Source organism: Amycolatopsis sp. NPDC104587, assembly GCF_055583645.1.
The window spans coordinates 507509-524880 of record NZ_JBVJNO010000004.1 but is presented as its reverse complement, the minus strand read 5'-3'; the positions used below and the strand labels follow the sequence as shown (position 1 = coordinate 524880).

17 protein-coding genes are annotated in these 17372 nt (G+C 71.1%); 6 read left to right on the top strand and 11 right to left on the bottom strand.

Features of this window, described 5'->3' with window-relative positions:
• Positions 1 to 43: 43 nt before the first annotated feature.
• The 8 genes from ptsP to ACZ61C_RS14335 all read right to left on the bottom strand — a co-directional run bounded on the left by ptsP (position 44) and on the right by ACZ61C_RS14335 (position 7788).
• Positions 44 to 1714, bottom strand: a complete 1671-nt coding sequence (gene ptsP / locus ACZ61C_RS14370; protein WP_465306596.1) for a phosphoenolpyruvate--protein phosphotransferase — start codon at positions 1712 to 1714, stop codon at positions 44 to 46.
• Positions 1704 to 2444 (bottom strand): hypothetical protein, encoded by a 741-nt coding sequence (locus ACZ61C_RS14365; RefSeq protein WP_465306593.1) that lies wholly within the window; start codon positions 2442 to 2444, stop codon positions 1704 to 1706. Before ACZ61C_RS14365 ends, ptsP begins: the two co-directional genes overlap by 11 nt.
• A 28-nt stretch (positions 2445 to 2472) precedes the next feature.
• The gene (locus ACZ61C_RS14360; protein WP_465306591.1) at positions 2473 to 3342 is read right to left on the bottom strand and encodes a ribokinase; all 870 of its coding nucleotides are present in this window, start codon (positions 3340 to 3342) and stop codon (positions 2473 to 2475) included.
• Between the two features lie 259 nt (positions 3343 to 3601).
• Positions 3602 to 4459 carry a hypothetical protein gene (locus tag ACZ61C_RS14355; protein WP_465306589.1) on the bottom strand — a complete coding sequence of 286 codons (858 nt, stop codon included), beginning with the start codon at positions 4457 to 4459 and terminating at the stop codon, positions 3602 to 3604.
• A gap of 256 nt (positions 4460 to 4715) precedes the next feature.
• The gene (locus ACZ61C_RS14350) at positions 4716 to 5855 is read right to left on the bottom strand and encodes a DUF6346 domain-containing protein (RefSeq protein WP_465306587.1); all 1140 of its coding nucleotides are present in this window, start codon (positions 5853 to 5855) and stop codon (positions 4716 to 4718) included.
• 38 nt (positions 5856 to 5893) lie between these two features.
• The gene (locus ACZ61C_RS14345; RefSeq protein WP_465306585.1) at positions 5894 to 6931 is read right to left on the bottom strand and encodes a hypothetical protein; all 1038 of its coding nucleotides are present in this window, start codon (positions 6929 to 6931) and stop codon (positions 5894 to 5896) included.
• Positions 6924 to 7262, bottom strand: a complete 339-nt coding sequence (locus ACZ61C_RS14340; protein ID WP_465306583.1) for a hypothetical protein — start codon at positions 7260 to 7262, stop codon at positions 6924 to 6926. The genes ACZ61C_RS14345 and ACZ61C_RS14340 overlap by 8 nt, the downstream gene beginning before the upstream one ends.
• 22 nt (positions 7263 to 7284) lie before the next feature.
• Complete coding sequence (locus tag ACZ61C_RS14335) at positions 7285 to 7788, bottom strand: YbaB/EbfC family nucleoid-associated protein (protein ID WP_465306581.1); 504 nt, start codon at positions 7786 to 7788, stop codon at positions 7285 to 7287.
• 169 nt (positions 7789 to 7957) lie between these two features.
• Between ACZ61C_RS14335 and ACZ61C_RS14330 the strand changes: the two genes are divergently transcribed.
• The 6 genes from ACZ61C_RS14330 (at position 7958) to ACZ61C_RS14305 (ending at position 12311) form a co-directional block, all read left to right on the top strand.
• Entirely contained in the window at positions 7958 to 8341 is a 384-nt protein-coding gene (locus ACZ61C_RS14330) for a hypothetical protein (protein ID WP_465306579.1), read from the top strand.
• Positions 8342 to 8419: 78 nt separating this feature from the next.
• Positions 8420 to 9772 carry a hypothetical protein gene (locus tag ACZ61C_RS14325; RefSeq protein ID WP_465306577.1) on the top strand — a complete coding sequence of 451 codons (1353 nt, stop codon included), beginning with the start codon at positions 8420 to 8422 and terminating at the stop codon, positions 9770 to 9772.
• Positions 9769 to 10506: an ESX secretion-associated protein EspG gene (locus ACZ61C_RS14320; protein ID WP_465306575.1), complete on the top strand. Its 738-nt coding sequence runs from the start codon at positions 9769 to 9771 to the stop codon at positions 10504 to 10506. Before ACZ61C_RS14325 ends, ACZ61C_RS14320 begins: the two co-directional genes overlap by 4 nt.
• Positions 10503 to 10895, top strand: a complete 393-nt coding sequence (locus ACZ61C_RS14315) for a hypothetical protein (protein ID WP_465306573.1) — start codon at positions 10503 to 10505, stop codon at positions 10893 to 10895. Before ACZ61C_RS14320 ends, ACZ61C_RS14315 begins: the two co-directional genes overlap by 4 nt.
• Positions 10892 to 11500 (top strand): DUF3558 domain-containing protein, encoded by a 609-nt coding sequence (locus tag ACZ61C_RS14310; RefSeq protein ID WP_465306571.1) that lies wholly within the window; start codon positions 10892 to 10894, stop codon positions 11498 to 11500. Before ACZ61C_RS14315 ends, ACZ61C_RS14310 begins: the two co-directional genes overlap by 4 nt.
• A gap of 73 nt (positions 11501 to 11573) precedes the next feature.
• Positions 11574 to 12311 (top strand): TetR/AcrR family transcriptional regulator, encoded by a 738-nt coding sequence (locus ACZ61C_RS14305; RefSeq protein WP_465306569.1) that lies wholly within the window; start codon positions 11574 to 11576, stop codon positions 12309 to 12311.
• Here ACZ61C_RS14305 and ACZ61C_RS14300 read toward each other — a convergent pair.
• The 3 genes from ACZ61C_RS14300 to ACZ61C_RS14290 all read right to left on the bottom strand — a co-directional run bounded on the left by ACZ61C_RS14300 (position 12308) and on the right by ACZ61C_RS14290 (position 17353).
• Positions 12308 to 13045 carry an SDR family oxidoreductase gene (locus ACZ61C_RS14300; protein ID WP_465306567.1) on the bottom strand — a complete coding sequence of 246 codons (738 nt, stop codon included), beginning with the start codon at positions 13043 to 13045 and terminating at the stop codon, positions 12308 to 12310. The two genes, ACZ61C_RS14305 and ACZ61C_RS14300, sit on opposite strands and share 4 nt — an antisense overlap.
• 152 nt (positions 13046 to 13197) lie before the next feature.
• A complete protein-coding gene (leuS, locus tag ACZ61C_RS14295) occupies positions 13198 to 16038 on the bottom strand; it encodes a leucine--tRNA ligase (RefSeq protein WP_465306565.1) in 2841 nt (946 codons plus the stop codon).
• A 154-nt stretch (positions 16039 to 16192) separates the two neighbouring features.
• Positions 16193 to 17353, bottom strand: a complete 1161-nt coding sequence (locus tag ACZ61C_RS14290; protein WP_465306563.1) for an esterase-like activity of phytase family protein — start codon at positions 17351 to 17353, stop codon at positions 16193 to 16195.
• Positions 17354 to 17372 lie beyond the last annotated feature (19 nt).

Below are 17372 nucleotides of genomic sequence, written 5' to 3'. Positions count from 1 at the left end.
TGACTTCGACCGGCGCCTTCTCGTCGTGCCGGTCGAAGTCGAGTCAGGGGCGCGCCGCCGTGCGGGCCGCCGTCGGGTCCGACGTGGCCAGTACCGCTTCGGCCACCGACTGGCACTCCGCCAGCGTGACGCTCGCCAGGCTCGCGCCCACCGTGCGGACCGCCGGGGCGTTCATCGAGAGGCTCGTCAGGCCCAGGCCGGCCAGGACCAGCGCCAGCCGCGGGTCCGCCGCCGCTTCGCCGCAGACGCCCGCCGGCTTGCCCGTGGCCTGGGCCGCGTCGCCGATGAGCTTGAGCAGGCGCAGCAGCGCCGGCTGCCACGGGTCGTTGAGCTTCGCGACCGCGCCCAGCTGGCGGTCGGCCGCGAACGTGTACTGGGCCAGGTCGTTCGTGCCCACCGACACGAAGTCGACAACTTCGAGGATCTCGCGGGCGCTCAGCGCCGCCGCCGGGATCTCGATCATCACGCCCGCCCGGGCGATGCCCGCCGCGCGGACGCGGTCGGCGAACCACGCCGCTTCTTCCACCGTCGCGACCATCGGGGCCATCACCGACACCTCGGCGCCGGAGTCTTCCGCCGCGCCCGCGATGGCTTCGAGCTGGCGGTCGAGCACCTCGGGGCGGTCGAACGCCACGCGCAGCCCGCGGACGCCGAGCGCCGGGTTCGGCTCGACGTCCGGGGAGAGGAAGGCGAGCGGCTTGTCGGCGCCCGCATCCAGGGTCCGGACGATCACCGGCTTGCCGCGGAACGGCGAAAGCACCGCCGTGTACGCCGCGCGCTGGTCGGCCACCGACGGCTCGTCCGAGGCGTCGAGGTAGCAGAACTCCGTGCGGAACAGGCCGACTCCCTCGGCGCCCGCGTCGGCCGCGGCCTGCGCGTCGGCGGGGGAGCCGACGTTGCCGTAGACCTTCACGCGGTGGCCGTCGGACGTCGCGCCCGTGCCGTTCCACTCCGCGAGCTGCGCCACCGTCGCCGTGACGACCGGGGCCGACGGGTCCGCGACCTCGACGACACCCGTGTCGCCGTCGACCGCAAGCGCTTGCGCGTCCCACGCGAGCAGCCCGCGCACCGCGACGACGGCCGGGATGCCGAGGGCACGCGCCAGGATCGCCGTGTGGCTGGTCGGGCCGCCTTCTTCGGTGACGAGGGCGAGCACCTTGGCCGGGTCGAGGCCCGCGGTGTCGGCCGGCGCGAGGTCGCGCGCGACCAGCACGCTCGGCGACGCCAGCTCGGGCACCCCCGGCGGCGCGATGCCGAGCAGCTCGGCGATCAGCCGGTCACGCACGTCGCGCACGTCGCGGACACGCTCGGCCATGTACCCGCCCGCAGCGGCCAGCGCCTCCGCGAAGCCTTCCGCGGACTGGTAGACGGCGCGCGCGGCGGGCAGTCCCTGCGTCTTCACCAGCTGTTCCGCCTGCGAGGCGAGCGCCGGGTCGGCGGCCATCGCGGCGGTCGTGATCAGGATCGTCGCGGCCTCACCGGTCGCGGTCTCGGCCTGCTTCTCCAGCCGGCCGGCGACGATCGCCGCCGCGGGGGCGATCCGGGCGGCCTCGGCAGCCGGGTCGGCCGGGGCCGGGGTGGCGGCGGGCTCACCGAGCGGCTCCGCGACGCGGACGACGGGACCACTCGCGCGGCCGGGGCTGACGGCGACCCCGGACAGCGACTCCGGCGACGGGCGTCCCTCGGCGGAGACGGCAGCAAGCTCAGACGGCATGGTCTAGACCATAGCTCAGATAGGTCTGGATATCTCGTGGTGGCGGGCACAAGCCGCGTCGACGTACCTGTTCGAGCACCGGCCGGACCTCCTCGTGCCACCAGGCTTCGGCCAGTTCGTCGCGGCTGGACACCGGCCGTCCGGCCAGCATACGGCGGAAACCCCAGGCCTCGGCGCTGTCGGCGAGCCGGAACCAGTCGGCCGGGTCGTCGAGCCACAGCCCGAGGCGGACGTCGTCCGGCAGCGGCACCCGCTCGAGGAACATCCGCTCGGCCGACTTCGACGGCAAGTCGGCGAGCGTCAGGCAGCGCAGCGCGCACGCGACGGTGCTGATCCAGCGGACCCGCGCGGGAATGGTCCGGGCGCCGCGGGCGCGGGCGATGGCGACGCGGTGGTGGCCGTCCTCGACGAAGAACATGTCGGACAGCCGCACGAGCCGCACCGGCGGGAGGTCCGCCGACGTCCGTGTCAGGTGGTCCCAGCGGTCGCGCAGCGCCCGGTTGCGCGGCCGGAACTCGCGGTCGAAGTCACCGGCACGGGCGACCGTCCCGACCACGCCCGCCAGCGGGACGTCGTAGACGCCTTCGTCGACCTCGGTCTGCTTGCCGAGCGCCTGCAGGGTCTCGTCGAGGGGCATGATCGCGAGGTGGTCGGGTCGCCGCGCCTCCGCGATCGCCCTCAGCTGAGCGGCGTAGCCGCGCCACCAGGCCGAACCGAACGAATCGCCCATGTGACGTCCAACACGGGCCGCCGCGTGATCATTCCCCCAGGTCGGCGGCCGTCGGGTAGGACGGCTGCGCACCGTGTCGCGTCACGCTGAAGGCCGCGACGCGCACCGCGCGCCGCGCCGCGGTGACCAGGTCGGCACCGTCGGCGAGGGACGCCGCGAGCGCGCCGGCGAAGGCGTCCCCGGCCCCGGTGGTGTCGACAGCCTCGACCTTCGGCGACGCGACTTCGGTGGCTTCGCCGGCTTCGACGACCACCACACCGGCGGCGCCCAGCGTGACAACGGCGGCATGCGGACCGAGGTCGAGCAGCTTCCGGAAGTCCGCGCCGGGCCCGGTCAGCCACGCGGCCTCGTGCTCGTTGACCAGCAGGACGTCGAGCTTGGCCAGCGTCTCCGGCGAGAGCTTCGCCGCGGGGGACAGGTTCAGCAGCACCTTGACGCCGTTCTCCGCGGCCCGCGCGACGGCGTGCTCCACCGCCGGCAGCGGCACCTCGAGCGAGGCGACCATGACCCGCACCCCGTCGAAGACGGCGTCGACGTCAGCGGGCTCCAAGCTTGAGTTGGCGCCGGGGGACACGAGGATCGAGTTCTCGCCGTCCGGCGTGACGGTGATGTAGGCGATGCCGGTCGGCCGGGCACTGGTCCGGACCAGCCCGGTGTCCACGCCCGCGGCGCGCAGCGAGTCGAGCAGCAGCCTGCCGTAGGAGTCGTCGCCGACCGCGCCGAGGAGCGCGACGTCCGCGCCCAGCCGGCCCGCGGCGACCGCCGTGTTGGCGCCCTTGCCGCCCGGCGAGAGCACGGTGTCGCCGCCCAGCACGGTCTCGCCGCCGCCCGGCCGGCGGTCCACCGCGACCACGAGGTCGGCATTGGCGGATCCCACAACGAGTACGTCGGAGTTCATCCCCGCACTGTGCCACGAAACCGGTCCGGGCCAGGTCAGCCCGGGCGGCCGGGAGGAAAGTGAAGGTTTTTGTAACTTATCCGGGGCTGAGTGCGACAATCATGCGAGCAGCGGACACCCGTCACTCGATCGGGGGATGTCCTTCCTCCGGTCGTCACTTCACGGACCGGTCCCGCTCTCCAGGTGCGTCATCACGGAGACGTGATGACGTTGCCCCAACCGGCGCGAGCCGGGCCGGGCATCGGGTCGCCGGCGCCGATCACGTAGCCCCCCGAGTGATCGGCGTCGGCGGCGCCCCGCCCCGCCCGACGGTCAGCACGACGTCGCGGGGAAGCAGGGCGGGCGCGCACTCGCCGAACTTCCGCGCGGCCGCCGGGCTCAGCGCCCGCGGCAAGCGGTACCAGCCGTCGTCCAGGGCGAGCGCTTCGAAGTCGCCGTGGCGCAACGGGAAATCGAGGTCCACCGGCCGGAGCTCCAGCTGACCGTTCGTGAGCAGCCGGAGTTCGGCGACTTCGCGCCAGTTCAGTTCGAGCTTCCGGTAGTACGTCTTCCACCGGAAGCCCACGTTCGAAAGCCGCAGGTCGGTCCGGAGCTTGCGCGTGGTGGTGTTCATGTGGAAGGCGTGAGTCACGGCGGCGAGCACGATGACCGCGCCGAGCAGGATCCGGAAGACGGTGTGCAGGAAACCGGCCGGGCCGAACTCGGCTGCCACGTACGCCCCGATGCCGAGCACGACCATGGCGGAGTCGAAGAACCACACCTTCCGGCGGTCCCACCCGTTGACGTGGATGCTCACGTGGTCCAGCTCGGGCACGGTCGCCGGCCCGAACCCGCCGACCGGCGCCGGCCGGGGCGGCGGTTCGCGCGGCACCGGGGTGACCGCCCGTTCGGCCACTCCGGCGTGCTTCGCGGCGATCTCGCGGACGCGTCCGGCTTCGGAGACCGACAGCGTCATCCCGGCTACCAGGTACTGGCCCTCGCTCACCGGGGTCAGCCCTCGGTGCTCCCGGAACCGGGCATCGGCCGGCTCGAGAACAACCCGGAAGGAGTGTTCCCGGCCCGGCTCGGCCGGAACGGCGACGGCGGCCAGTTCGTCCCAGCGCACTGCCCAGACCACTCCGCCGACGATGCGCGTGATCCCCGAGGCGTCCAGGACCAGCTCGTTGACAACGGGTTGCGCAGCGAGCGGACGACCAGGATCAGGCCGAGCAGCCCGAAAACGCCGCCGAAAACCCAGCCCACGGCGCCCGGACTCCGCGTCGAAGCGAGCGTCAGCCAAACGAACCCGCCGGCAACGAGGAGCAGCACCCCGGCGAGGACCCAATGCGGTCCGTCAGTTCGCGACACGACGAGACGGTCGCCGCGCGGCGCGGTCATTCGATCGAACCCGAAATGCGGCCGGCCTTCCAGCGGATGATGGTGCGCTTGACGACGCGCACGATCCCCAGCCCACCACGGCGAATCTCCCTAGCGGGCCACTCGACCCGGCCGGGGTGGTACCGCTCGAACGCCCCGGCCAGTCGCCGGGCCTCGTCCGCGGGCAGCGCCGGGGACAGCAGGAAGCCGCGCGGTGAGCGGGTGCGGAACCCGGGCAGGAGCCGGAATTCGCGGCCGCCTCCGGCCAGGGAGAGGTGGCAGGCGACGTCGCTGCCGATCACCCGCTCCTCGAGGACGAGCCGGTCGATCGACGACCACGGGACGACGGCCGGCGGGCGGTCTTCGCGCGGCTGCCGGACGCCGTCTTCCGCCACGGAGATCTCGACGACCTCCGGCGACACCAGCCGTCGATGGGCGTAGGGCACCAAGGCGAGCACGACCAGCCCGATCGGCGCGAACACCCCGGCGAAGAACCAGCCGAGGGCCCCGACGTCGCCGAGCCCGCGCATCGCGACGACCATCGTCACCGAGGCGGCGACCAGCGCGAGCCCGCCGACCAGCACCACCACCGCGCCCGGCCGCGCGGCGCGCCTGCGCTCGGCGTCGGCGGCCACCGGGACGCGGACCCGGACCGGCGAGCCGGGCTCGTCCGGTGGGCGGGGCGCCGGACCGGGCTGGAACGCGATCCACCCGAGGACCCGGAGCCAGCCGACCTTCGCCACGACCGCCCCCGCCGCTCCGAGGACGACCGCGCCGAGCGCGCCCAGGAAGCCGTACGGGTGGTCGACGGCGCGCCGCCAGATCTTGTGGTCTTTCACGGCCTTGACCAGGTGACCGGCGTCGTCGGCCGGAGTCAGCTCGTCCGGGCCGAACTTGTCGGTCGTCTGCGTGCCGTCGGGGTTGAAGATGCGGGCATAACACTCCCAGTAGTGACCGGCGCCCTTCAACGACAGCGGCCCGTGCCGTTTGCACGCCCCGGCGAAGTCGCCGGCGCGGGCGACCACATCGCTGCCGCTGCCGGGGCGCTCGGTGCTGCTGACCGGGGCGTCGACAAGCCGGACCAAGGTCAGGCCGCCGATGCCGAAGATGATCAGCAACAAGTACGCCAGCACGCCCCGGACCACGATCTTCGTCACCAGCCAGACCCGCGAAGGCGGTCTCGCGACGACGCCGGTCACTCGATCGAGCCGGAGATCCGCTGGGCACCGGGCCGGCCGGAAAAGGGCTGCCCGTCGTCGTCCGCGGTCACCGGCCCGGACCGCGGGACCTGGTCGACCGGGTAGTTCGACGAGTGGTCCTCCGGGACGATCGACGTTTCGTCACGGTCGTGCTGATCTTCCCCCGCGGTCTGCCCGGGCAAGGTCGCCAGCTGCTCGAAGGCCTTCATGCCGGCCTCCCGCCCGGCGGCCTTCGCGAACCCCTCGAACATCTCCTTGCCCGCGGTCCCGACCGCACTGACCACCCGGCTGAAGAAGTCTCCGAGAGAACGGAGGAACTCCTTGGCGTGGGCGAAGGCGCGAGCCAGCCTGCCGCACTGCTCGACCATCTTGCCGCCCTGCTTGACCGCGTACGGCACGCCCTCGGCGGCCAGCGCCGCCGGGTAGCCCGGCGGCGGGGTGCGGCACAGGATCATGATGATCTTGGCGAGCGTGTCCGTGATCAGGTCGCGGATCAGGGTCCGGACGACGTCCAGGATCGTCTTGCACATCCCGATGACCTGCGCGACTCTCGTCGCGGAATCCGACAGGGCCGCGTACGCGTCCAGCTGTTTCTGGACGTACACGCGGTACTGGTCGGCCACCTTGCCCTTCCAGTCGAGGCAGTTCTTCCGCACCTCGGCGGTCAGCTGCTCGGCGGTCTTCTGGACGTGCTCGCCGATCACCTCCCACTTCTTGCCCTCCAGGTCGAGGGCGTCCTGGTCACCGGTGACCCAGTCCAGCGGCTCCTTCAGGAAGTCGACGTGCTCGATCACCCAGCCCAGGCCCCAGCTGATCAGCGTCTCGAACGGGTTCCCGTCCTTGAGCATGTCCTTCACGCCCAGGCCGGCGTTCGCGAGGCTGAACAGGCCCTCGGTCCAGTCCCCGTGCAGGGCCTTTTCGAGGCCGCCGTAGTAGTCCTGAAGCGCGCCGGCGCCTTCGAGGGCGCTGTCGACCACGTACTTCTCGGAATCCGTTTGGCCTTTGGCCTCGGTCATCATGGGGCTGTCAGCCATTTCCGCCTCCCGAAGCCCGGTTCACGAGTGCCGAGGCCGATTCTTCGTCCACCCGGCGCTGCTTCGCCCATTTGCGGACGGCTTCCACGTGGTAGTCGGCGCCGTCGACCGCGGCCTGGAGCGTGTCCGTCGCCTGCCCGGACACGTGGCCGCACCAGGTGCTCAGCTGGCACAGCTGCCCGATCAGGCCGAACGCGTCCGGCCCGGCCGGCTGGTCGTGGGCGAGCGCCAACGCCTGCTTGAGGACGTCGAACGTCGCTTCCATCTGCTTGGCGTGCTCGTCGATCGCCTCGGGGTTCTCGTCGAACCCCGGACCGCTCTGCCCGGCCATCTTTCCCTCCCCGTTCCGCGGCTCAGCGCAGGTAGTCGCCTTCGCCGAAGTAGTCGTCGTCCGTGCCGTCGTCCGCCGACGGGCGGGCCGGGCGCGGCGGCTCGGGAACGGGCGGCGCGGGTGGCTCCTCTTCCGCGATGAACCGGGCGCCGTCGTCAGCGGTCTCACGACCTCCCTCGGGCGCCGGCTCCGGGTACTCGCGGTGCAGCTGGTCGACGAGTTCGGTCATCGTCTCGGTGCCCGCCAGCGAGGGGACGGCCGACTGGACCGCCGTCGCCAGCCTGCTCTGCGCGGCTTGGACCGTTCGCAGGATCTGGTCGGCCAGGTTCGGCTTGTCGCGCACGGCGTGGCCGATTTCGAGGCCGACCAGGTTGCCCAGGTGGTTGACCTTGACCGCGATCTGGCCGTCCTTGCTGCGTTCCGCCACCGAGACGGTCGCCATCTCGGTGCGCATCCGATCAGCCTTCTGCTGCGCCTCGGCCATCCTGGCTTCGAAGCCGGCGAAGAGCTGTTCAGGGTTCGTCACGCGAACCTCCCCGTTCACGTCAGTAGCCGTACGGCGACCGAGTGTGGCACACCGCACCGACAGTTACGGGCCTTTCCGCTCGGTGTGACGAAGGCCCCGCGGTTTTCCCCACCCGGCCGGGTGGTCAGCCGGGTGTTTCGGCAGCTCAGCGGCTCCTAGCGTGATCTTCATGAGCATCTCCGACTGGAAACGGGCGGTCTACGCCCTCCTCGCACTCCCGGCGTACCTGGCTGGCCCCGCGGCACGACGGCGGCTCTCGCGGCGCTGCCTCGGTGCCGAGCCGCGACGCGGCGCGCTGCCCGCGAGCGCGGCTTCCTTCGTGGTGGCGTTGCTGGTCTGGTACCTCGTCGGGCGCGTCGCCACCTACGGGATCTTCTGGGCGTCGGACCCGACCGCGGCGAACTCCTGGGGCGGGCCCTCGCTCGCCGGGGCGTGGATCGTGCACTTCTTCTGCGCACTCGGCATGGTCGTGGTGTGCATGTGGCTGCTGCGGCCGTTGACGCGGTGCCAGGTGCGGACCCCTGACCAGGTCGATCCGCTCCACGTTCAGTGACCGGTGCGGTATCGTCCGTGAACGTCAGGGGGAGGTCGAACCGCGAGGGGAGCGCAGTTCGGCGGGTTGTTCGGCGACATGATCGACGCTGCCAAGCACGTCGGGTCGGAGATCGCGCACGCCGTCCAGTCGGGGTCCGACGGGCTCGGCAAGGTACTGACCGGCGCCGGTGTCGGCCTGCTCGCGGGCGGGCTGCCCGGCGCGGTCGCGGGGGCGTACATCGGTTCGCAGACCGGCACCGGAGCGGACAACCTGCAGGCCGCGGGCATGTCACCGGGTCAGCTCGTCAAGGCCGTGATGTCCGGGCCCGGCACGGAGTCGCTGCAGAAGGTGCACCAGGCGGGCGTGGACCAGTCGACGTACCAGCGTGAGCTCGAGCAGGGCACGCGCGAGCTCACGTCCGGCCTCGAGTCGGCGTGGACCGGCGGTTCGGCCGACGCGGCCCGGGAGCGCCTCCAGCCGCTGACGGCGTCCGCGACCTCCGCGTCCACGACCCTGGACCGCAACTCCACGCTGTCGCAGACGCAGATCGACCAGTTCCACCAGCTGAAGAACTCGCTGCACCCGGATGTCACCGACCAGCCACCGACGCGCAGCGCCTGGGACGTCGCGACGCCGTGGGACACCGACACCGAAGACAAGATCAACCAGTTCAACCGCAAGGCCCAGGAGAACGTCGAGCGGTACACCGCGTACTCGCACCAATCCAGCTCGAACACCGCGGGCCGGACGATCGACTACGGCCAGCTCCGCGAGTACACCGGCGGCGACTTCACGGTGAACGACCCGAAGAAGCCGGTCGAGCCGCCCGGCAGGCGGCCGCGGGTCGACGACGGTGGTGGTGACGACGGCCGGCCGATCGGCGCGCAGGTGCAGCCTCCTCCGGCGGTCCACCCGCCGAACGTCCAGCAGCCGCCGCCTCCGCCGGGCCAGGTCACGCCGCACGTGTCGCCGCCGGGCGTGGACGACAGCGTCCGGGCGCAGGGTTACGTGCCGCCGTCGACGCAGTTCCCGCCGGGTTATCAGCCGCCGGGGACCGGACCGGGCGGCGGTTTCGGCCCGGGCTCCGGGCCGGGTTCCGGCGTGGGCGGCTTCGGGCCAGGGTTCGGTCCCGGAGGCGGCTTCGGCCCAGGCAGCGGTGGTTTCGGGCCAGGCTCGTCGTCTGGCGGTGGATCCGGCGTCCGCGGCCCCGGCGCGTCCACCGGAGCGTCGGTCCCGGGCGAAGGACGTCCGGGCGCACCCGGCGGGATGCGCGGCGGCGCGGCGGGCAAGCCGGGCTCCCCGGGCATGGGCGGCATGGGCCACGGCGCCAAGGGCGGCAAGTCCGAGGACGAAGAGCACCAGCGCGCGTCGTACCTGGTGGAAGCCGACCCGGAGAGCGTCTTCGGCGGGTCGGACGAGCGGACCGTGCCGCCGGTGATCGGGCTGTGATCTTCCTGCCCAAGGCCGCTCTGCTCACCGCGTGGGAGTGGGAGCGGCACGGCCCACCCCCCGCGGTCCTCGGCAGCGACAACCTCTGGCTCGGCGACGAAACCCGCAAGCGGCTCGAGGAGAAGGTCCTCGATGTCCTCACGTCACTCCGTCTCGCGGCGGGCGGCACGTTGACGCGTGAGTTCCGCGACGTCCTGCGGGTGCTGGCGAAGGGCGCCCACCAGTTCACGGCCTGGCTCGGCGACATCAACGCGGACGAGTCGGGCGCGGTGCTCGTCTCCACGACCGGCCGGGACGCGCTCCGCCTGATCCGCAAGGACGGCTCGATCCGGATCGACGTCGTGGAGCCGTCGTACCTGGCGGAGTCGATGGTCGACGTCCTGCCGCCGGTCCCGCCCGCCCGGATTTCGCCGGTGGCGATCCCGGAGTCGCGGTTTTCGGCCCGGGAGGACTCGTACGACCTCAGCGACCCGACCGACGACCGCGGCCCCGACCCCCTGGTCTGGGCACGACGGCTGATGGCGGCGAAGCGCACGGGCCTGCACCAGTGTTACGCGGTGAACCGGGGAGTCCGGAGCGCGCCGATTACCGCGGTGGACGTCGCCGGCACCGGGCGGGTGCTGACATATGTGTATCCCGGGCGGGAGCGGATGGTCAGTTTCCAGCCGGGGACCCGGAGTGCGCTGACCGAAGAGCTGTACGCGACGCTGAACGGGTTAGGGGGAGGACGATGACGAGCTCGATGTTCGGCGGCCTGGGGTTCTGGGCGACGGACCTGCCCAGCGGCGCGTCGCGGCCGGCTGGTGGGCAGGGGTTCGCGATGAGCAGCGAAGAGATGCGCGCGATGCTCAAGAAGGCAACGGATCTGCGGATTTCGATTCAGCAGCAGCGCGACGCCGCGCAGGTGCTGTCGCAGGCGACGCCGCCGGCGCAGGAGCCGGCCAGCACCAGCGCCGTCCTCGGTCCGAACGGCGTCAACGAGACCGGTCGCTTCTACCAAGGCCATCTCGACTACCAGTACAACTATCTGTCCGAGTTGATCACACGTCTGCAGAAGGCGCTCGGCATGGTCGTGGCGGCCGACCGGCAAGCGGCAGACGACACGAACGGGACCCTCGAATGACAAAGCGATCCACGATGAGCATGGCCGCGATCATGGCCGGCGGCTTGCTGATCTCCGCGTGCGGCGGCACCCCCCAGGCACCGGCGACCACCACAACCGCACCTTCGAGCACCGCATCCGCCGGCAGCGACGTGCCCGCGGTGGCGAGTCCCCTTCCGGCGACGGCACTCGAGGGCAGTCCCTGCGACAGCGCGCTCACCAGCAGCCAGCTCACCCACTTCCTCGGGCAGCCGACCCCGGCCAAGCCGACGGACACCGAGCTCGGCCCGCTTTGCCAGTGGAGCAGCGCTTCCGGATCGGGAGCGGGCATCTCCGTCGCCTACCAGACGAAGTCCGATCAGGGAATCGGCCTGGCCTACCAGAACGTGCAGCCCAAAGCCGCACGCTGGCAGCCGCTCGAAGCGGTCCAGGGATTTCCGGCCGTCGCCTACACGAACACCGACAACAAGCGCTCTTGTGTCGTCGTCGTCGGTGTGTCCGACAAGCTGGCGTTCTCGATGGCGTTGACGCTCGGCGACAAGTCCGCGGCCCAAGGCAAGGACTGCTTCGACGCCGCGCCCGAGGTGGCCGACACCGTGTTGACCAACCTCAAGGCGAGGGCCTGAGCTGCGCCTTTCCGTGACCGCCCGGGGCCGCGTTAATGCAAGACTTGTCGTAGTAAGCGCCTAGACTGTTCGGATGAGCCACCCCACTCGGAGGGGTCGCGCGCGAGCGGCTACCGAACAGGACATCCGGCGGACCGCCCGGAAGCTGCTCGTCGAGCAGGGGCCGGAGGCGGTCACCCTGCGTGCCATCGCGCGGGAGCTGGGGATCACCGCGCCCGCGCTCTACCGGTACTACGAATCGCGGGACGATCTCGTCGGAAACCTGCGGCTGGACGTCTGCGCGGATCTGGCGGACGAGCTCGCCGAGGACATCGCCGAGCTGCCGGACGACGGGATCTTGCAGCTCTTCGCCATCTGCAAGGGTTTCCGGCGGTGGGCGCTCACCCACACGAAGGAGTTCACGCTCGTCTTCGCGTCGCCGACCGGCGGTGTCGGATCCGCTGCCGGCTCCGCGCTGAGCCGGGTCGACGAGCCGTTCGGGCGGATCTTCCTGGCCGCCGCCGGGCGGGTGCTCGCGCGCACCGACGTCGTCCTGCCGTCGGCGAGCGGGGTGCCCGACGAGCTGCGCGACGACCTCAAGACGTTCCAGGAGTCGCTGGTCGCCGTGCTCGTCGAGTCCGACCAGGACGTGCCGGTGGAGAAGATCGACCTCGGCGTGACGTACCTGATGATCCAGTTCTGGGCCCGGCTCTACGGGCACGTCACGCTCGAGGTCTTCGGCAACTACCCCATCCCGATGTCCAAGCCGGACGTCCTCTTCGAGTCCATGCTCATCGACCTGGCGCGCGAGATCGGGCTCTACTCCGGTTAGGCCGCGTGGCCGCCGTCGACCGAAAGGGTCGCGGCCGTGACGTAGGCGCTGCTCGGCGCGGCCAGGTAGGAGACCGCCGAGGCGACTTCCGACGGCTTTCCGTAGCGGTCGAACGGGATGAACGCCCGCTGGTCCGCCGCGTACGGGCCGTCCGCCGGGTTCATGTCCGTGTCGGTCGGGCCGGGGTGGACGAGGTTGACCGTGATGCCGCGCGGCCCCAGCTCCCGCGCCAGCGCCTTGGTCAGGCCGACCATCGCCGCCTTGCTCGTCGCGTACAGCGCCATGCCCGGGCCGGGCACCCGGTCGGTCACGCAGCTGCCGATCGTGATCACGCGGCCGCCTTCGCCCAGGTGGGCGGCCGCGGCCTGGGTCGCCGCGAAGACGCCGCGGACGTTCACCGCGAGCACACGGTCGACGTCCTCGAGCGCCGTCTCGGCGAAGGCGCCCACAAACCCGACGCCCGCGTTGTTCACCAGCACGTCCAGCCGGCCGAACTCGGCGACGGTCGCCGAGACCGCCGCCGACACCGCGGCGGCGTCCGCCGAGTCCGCCTGGATCGCCAGCGCGCGACGGCCGAGGTGCTTGATCTGCTCGACCACCTCGGCCGCCAGGACACCGTTGTGCTGGTAGGTCAGCGCGACGTCGACGCCGTCCTCGGCGAGCCGCAGTGCGGTGGCCGCGCCGATGCCGCGGCTGCCGCCCGTCACCAGTGCCACCTTGCCGTCGAGGGTCATCCCCGGTTCTCCTTCGATCGAACGGATTTCCTTGACCGTTCAATCAAATCGGGGATGACCGACGAGCACCGGCGGCTTTCCGACAGCGCGCTACCGCCGGCTTTCGGGGGTCCGGGTGGCGAAGCCCCCGGCCCGGGGCGAAGCCCTGGATGTCACAGGACGATGTTGACCAGCTTGCCCGGCACCACGATCACCTTGCGCGGGCTCCCGTCGCCGATCAGCGCGGACACCTTCTCGTCCGCCAGCGCGGCCGCCTGGACGTCGTCCGACGACGCGGAAGCCGCCACCGTCACGCGGGAGCGGACCTTGCCGTTGACCTGGATCGGGTACTCGACCGTGTCCTCCACCAGGTACTTCTCGTCCACCACCGGGAACGGGCCCTGCACCAGGGAATCCGCGTGGCCCAGCCGGTGCCACAGCTCCTCGGCCAGGTGCGGGGCCAGCGGCGCCAGCATCAGCACCAGCGGCTCGGCCAGCTCACGCGGGGTCGACGCGGCCGCGCCGTACACCTTGGTGACGTGGTTGTTCAGCTCGATCAGCTTCGCGCCGGCCGTGTTGAACCGCATCTCCGCGTAGTCGTCGCGGACGCCGGCGACCGTGCGGTGCAGCACCTTCCGGTCCGCCTCCGAAGCGTCCTCAGTGGACACTCGCAGCTCGCCGGACGTCTCGTCGACGACCAGGCGCCACAGCCGCTGCAGGAACCGGTGCGCGCCCACGACGTCCTTCGTCGCCCAGGGGCGGGACATCGCCAGCGGGCCCATCGCCATCTCGTAGAACCGGAACGTGTCGGCGCCGTAGTTCTCGGCCATCTCGTCCGGCGTGACGACGTTCTTCAGGCTCTTGCCCATCTTGCCGTACTCCTGGGTGACCTCTTCGTCGTTGAAGAAGTACTTCCCGCCGCGCTCCTCGACCTGCTCGGCCGGGACGTAGACACCGCGCGAGTCGGTGTACGCGTACGCCTCGATGTAGCCCTGGTTGAACAGCTTCCGGTACGGCTCCTTGGACGTCACGTGGCCCAGGTCGAACAGGACCTTGTGCCAGAACCGCGAATACAGCAGGTGCAGCACGGCGTGCTCGACACCGCCGACGTACAGATCGACGCCGCCGGTGTCGTCCGCGCCGTGTTCGCCGGGGCGCGGGCCCATCCAGTACTGCTCGTTTTCCGGCGCGCAGAACGTTTCGCTGTTCGTCGGGTCCAGGTACCGCAGCTGGTACCAGCAGGAGCCGGCCCAGTTCGGCATCGTGTTGATGTCACGGCGGTAGGTCTTCGGGCCGTCACCCAGGTCCAGCTCGACCTCGACCCAGTCGGTCGCGCGGGCCAGCGGGGACGACGGCATCGAGTCGCGGTCCTCGGGGTCGAACGTCACCGGCGAATAGTCGGCGACCTCGGGCAGCTCGATCGGCAGCATCGACTCGGGCACGGCGTGGACTTCGCCGTCTTCGTCATAGACGACCGGGAACGGCTCGCCCCAGTAGCGCTGGCGCGAGAACAGCCAGTCGCGCAGCTTGAACTGCACGGTGCCGACGCCGGTGCCGTCTTCGGCCAGCTTCTCGATGATCGTCTTCTTGGCCTCGGCGACGTCCATGCCGTCCAGGAAACCCGAGTTGATCGCCGGCCCGTCGCCGGTGAACGCCTTGCCGTCGAAACCTTCCGACGGCTGCACGGTCCGGATGATCTCCAGCCCGAACTTCTCGGCGAACTCCCAGTCGCGGACGTCCTGGCCGGGCACGGCCATGATCGCGCCGGTGCCGTACCCCATCAGCACGTAGTCGGCGACGAAGATCGGGATCTCCTTGCCGTTCACCGGGTTCGTCGCGTACGCGCCGGTGAAGACGCCGGTCTTCTCCTTGTTCTCCTGCCGGTCCAGCTCGGACTTCCGCGACGCCGCGACGCGGTACTCCTTGATGGCCTCGGCGGGGGTCGCCGCGCCGCCGGCCCACCGAGAATCGACGTCGGCGGGCCACGCGGGCGTGGTCAGCTCGTCGACCAGCGGGTGTTCCGGCGCCAGGACCATGTACGTCGCGCCGAACAGGGTGTCCGGCCGGGTCGTGAAGACCTCGATGCCGTGGTCACCCGACTTGAACGTGACGCGGGCGCCGTGCGAGCGGCCGATCCAGTTCCGCTGCATGGACTTGACCTTCTCGGGCCAGTCCAGCAGGTCCAGGTCGTCGACCAGGCGGTCGGCGTACGCGGTGATCCGCATCATCCACTGGCGCAGGTTGCGGCGGAAGACGGGGAAGTTGCCGCGCTCGCTGCGGCCGTCGGCGGTGACCTCTTCGTTCGACAGCACCGTGCCCAGGCCCGGGCACCAGTTGACCGGCGCCTCGGAGATGTAGACCAGCCGGTGGTCGTCGATGACCTTCTTGCGCTCGGCGGCGCTCAGCGACGCCCAGTCCTTGCCGCCGGGCACCGGGCGCGAGCCGTCGGCGAACGCGGCTTCCAGCTCGGCGATCGGCCGCGCGCCGCCCGCCTCGACGTCGTACCAGGAGTTGAAGATCTGCAGGAAGATCCACTGCGTCCAGCGGTAGTAGTTCGGGTCGATCGTGGAGATGCGACGGCGTTCGTCGTGCCCCAGGCCCAGGCGCCGGATCTGGCGCAGGTACGTCTGGATGTTCTCCTCGGTCGTCTTGCGCGGGTGCTGCCCGGTCTGGACGGCGTACTGCTCGGCCGGCAGGCCGAACGCGTCGAAGCCCATCGTGTGCAGCACGTTGCGCCCGATCATCCGGTGGTACCGGGCGAAGACGTCGGTGCTGATGAAGCCCAGCGGGTGCCCGACGTGCAGGCCGGAGCCCGACGGGTACGGGAACATGTCCTGGACGAACAGCTTGTCGCTGGGCACCGGCTGCCCCTCGACCGAGAGCGGCCCGACCGGGTTCGGCGCGTGGAAGGTCCCCTGGTCGGCCCAGTGGTCCTGCCAGCGCTGCTCGATCTGGCCGGCCAGCGCGGCCGTGTAGCGGTGCGCGGGGACGTCGGTCCCGGTCGCCTCAGTCATCGCCGTCTTCCTCCGTCGGAGCTACTCCAGAAACAACTCGACCCCTCAGCCACCAGGGCATGAGGGGTCGCCGCGCCGGCCGGGCCGGACCCGGTCAGCGCGGCAGGCTAAGGAGCAGCCGAGCCGTGTTCATACCTTCATCGTAACTTGCTGGTCAAAGCCGTTCCGAGGGGACCGCCACTGCCGCGAACTGCGTGACCTGGGTGGCCGCGAAGTTGTTGTCGCTGACGATGACCAGGCTGCGCTCGCCGTTCGGCAGCTTCGGGCCCCAGGTCATGCCCTCGAGGTTGTCCACAGTGGACAGGCCGAGGTCGGCGGCGTCGAACAGCAGGCGCTTCTTGACCGGCTTGACGTGCTGGGCGTCGGCCAGGGACTTGACGTTCAGGATGTTCGTCGCGCCCTTGGTGTCGATCTCGTAGACGCGCACCTTGTTGCCGACGCCGGTGACGAACGAGCGTTCCATCATCAGGTACTTCGTCGGGTCGGCCTGGTCGACCGCCAGCATCGAGGAGACGCCGGTCGTGGCGAACGCGCCGGCGGGCACCGGTGACGCGAAAATCGGCTCCTGCTGGTAGGCGTACTGCGCCAGGACCGGGCCGTAGCGGCCCTGCAGCGTGATCCGGGAGACGCCGCGCGTGGTGAGCGTCGACTCCGGGCCGTCCTGCAGCAGCGGGCCCTCGTCCTCGCTGGCGATCAGCGCGCCGAAGCCGGCGAAGGTGAGGCCTTCGAGGACCAGGTTCTGCCGCGGGCCGGTCGTCGGCGTCATCTTCTCGTTCGCCGGAATCGGCAGGTCGCGGACGTACTTCCCGTCGCGGCGCGCCTCGCGGATCGACGGGTCGATCAACGTCGTCGCGGTGCGCTCGCCCTCCTGCGACCAGTAGTAGTCGCCGGTCCACGGGTCGACACGCAGCTCTTCGGGGTCGATCGTCTGCTCGTTCTGCGGCTTCGAGGGGTCGTTCTGCGTGAGCGGCGGGTACGGCGTGCCGTCCGGGCGCAGCAGCGGCTTCGTGCCGGTGAAGGTGACCGGGCCGACACCGTGCGCCGACACCGGGAAGGTCGCCGTGTAGAAGCGGGCGGGGTTGATCGCCGACCGGTCGTCGCAGATCAGGGCGTATCCGCCGGTCCGGGGGTCGTAGTCGATGCTGGAGAGGCCGCCGACCGTCGTGCCCTGGAACTGCAGGGAGTTGGGGACGATCTGCTCGCCGAGCAGGCGGATCGGCCGCTGGTGACTCTCGGTGGCGCTCGCCGGCGCTGCGGCGACGAGTCCCCCGATCAGGGCAGCGGTCAACACTGTGGGCAGTACGCGTGGTGACATGGCCTGTAGCACAGTCGAC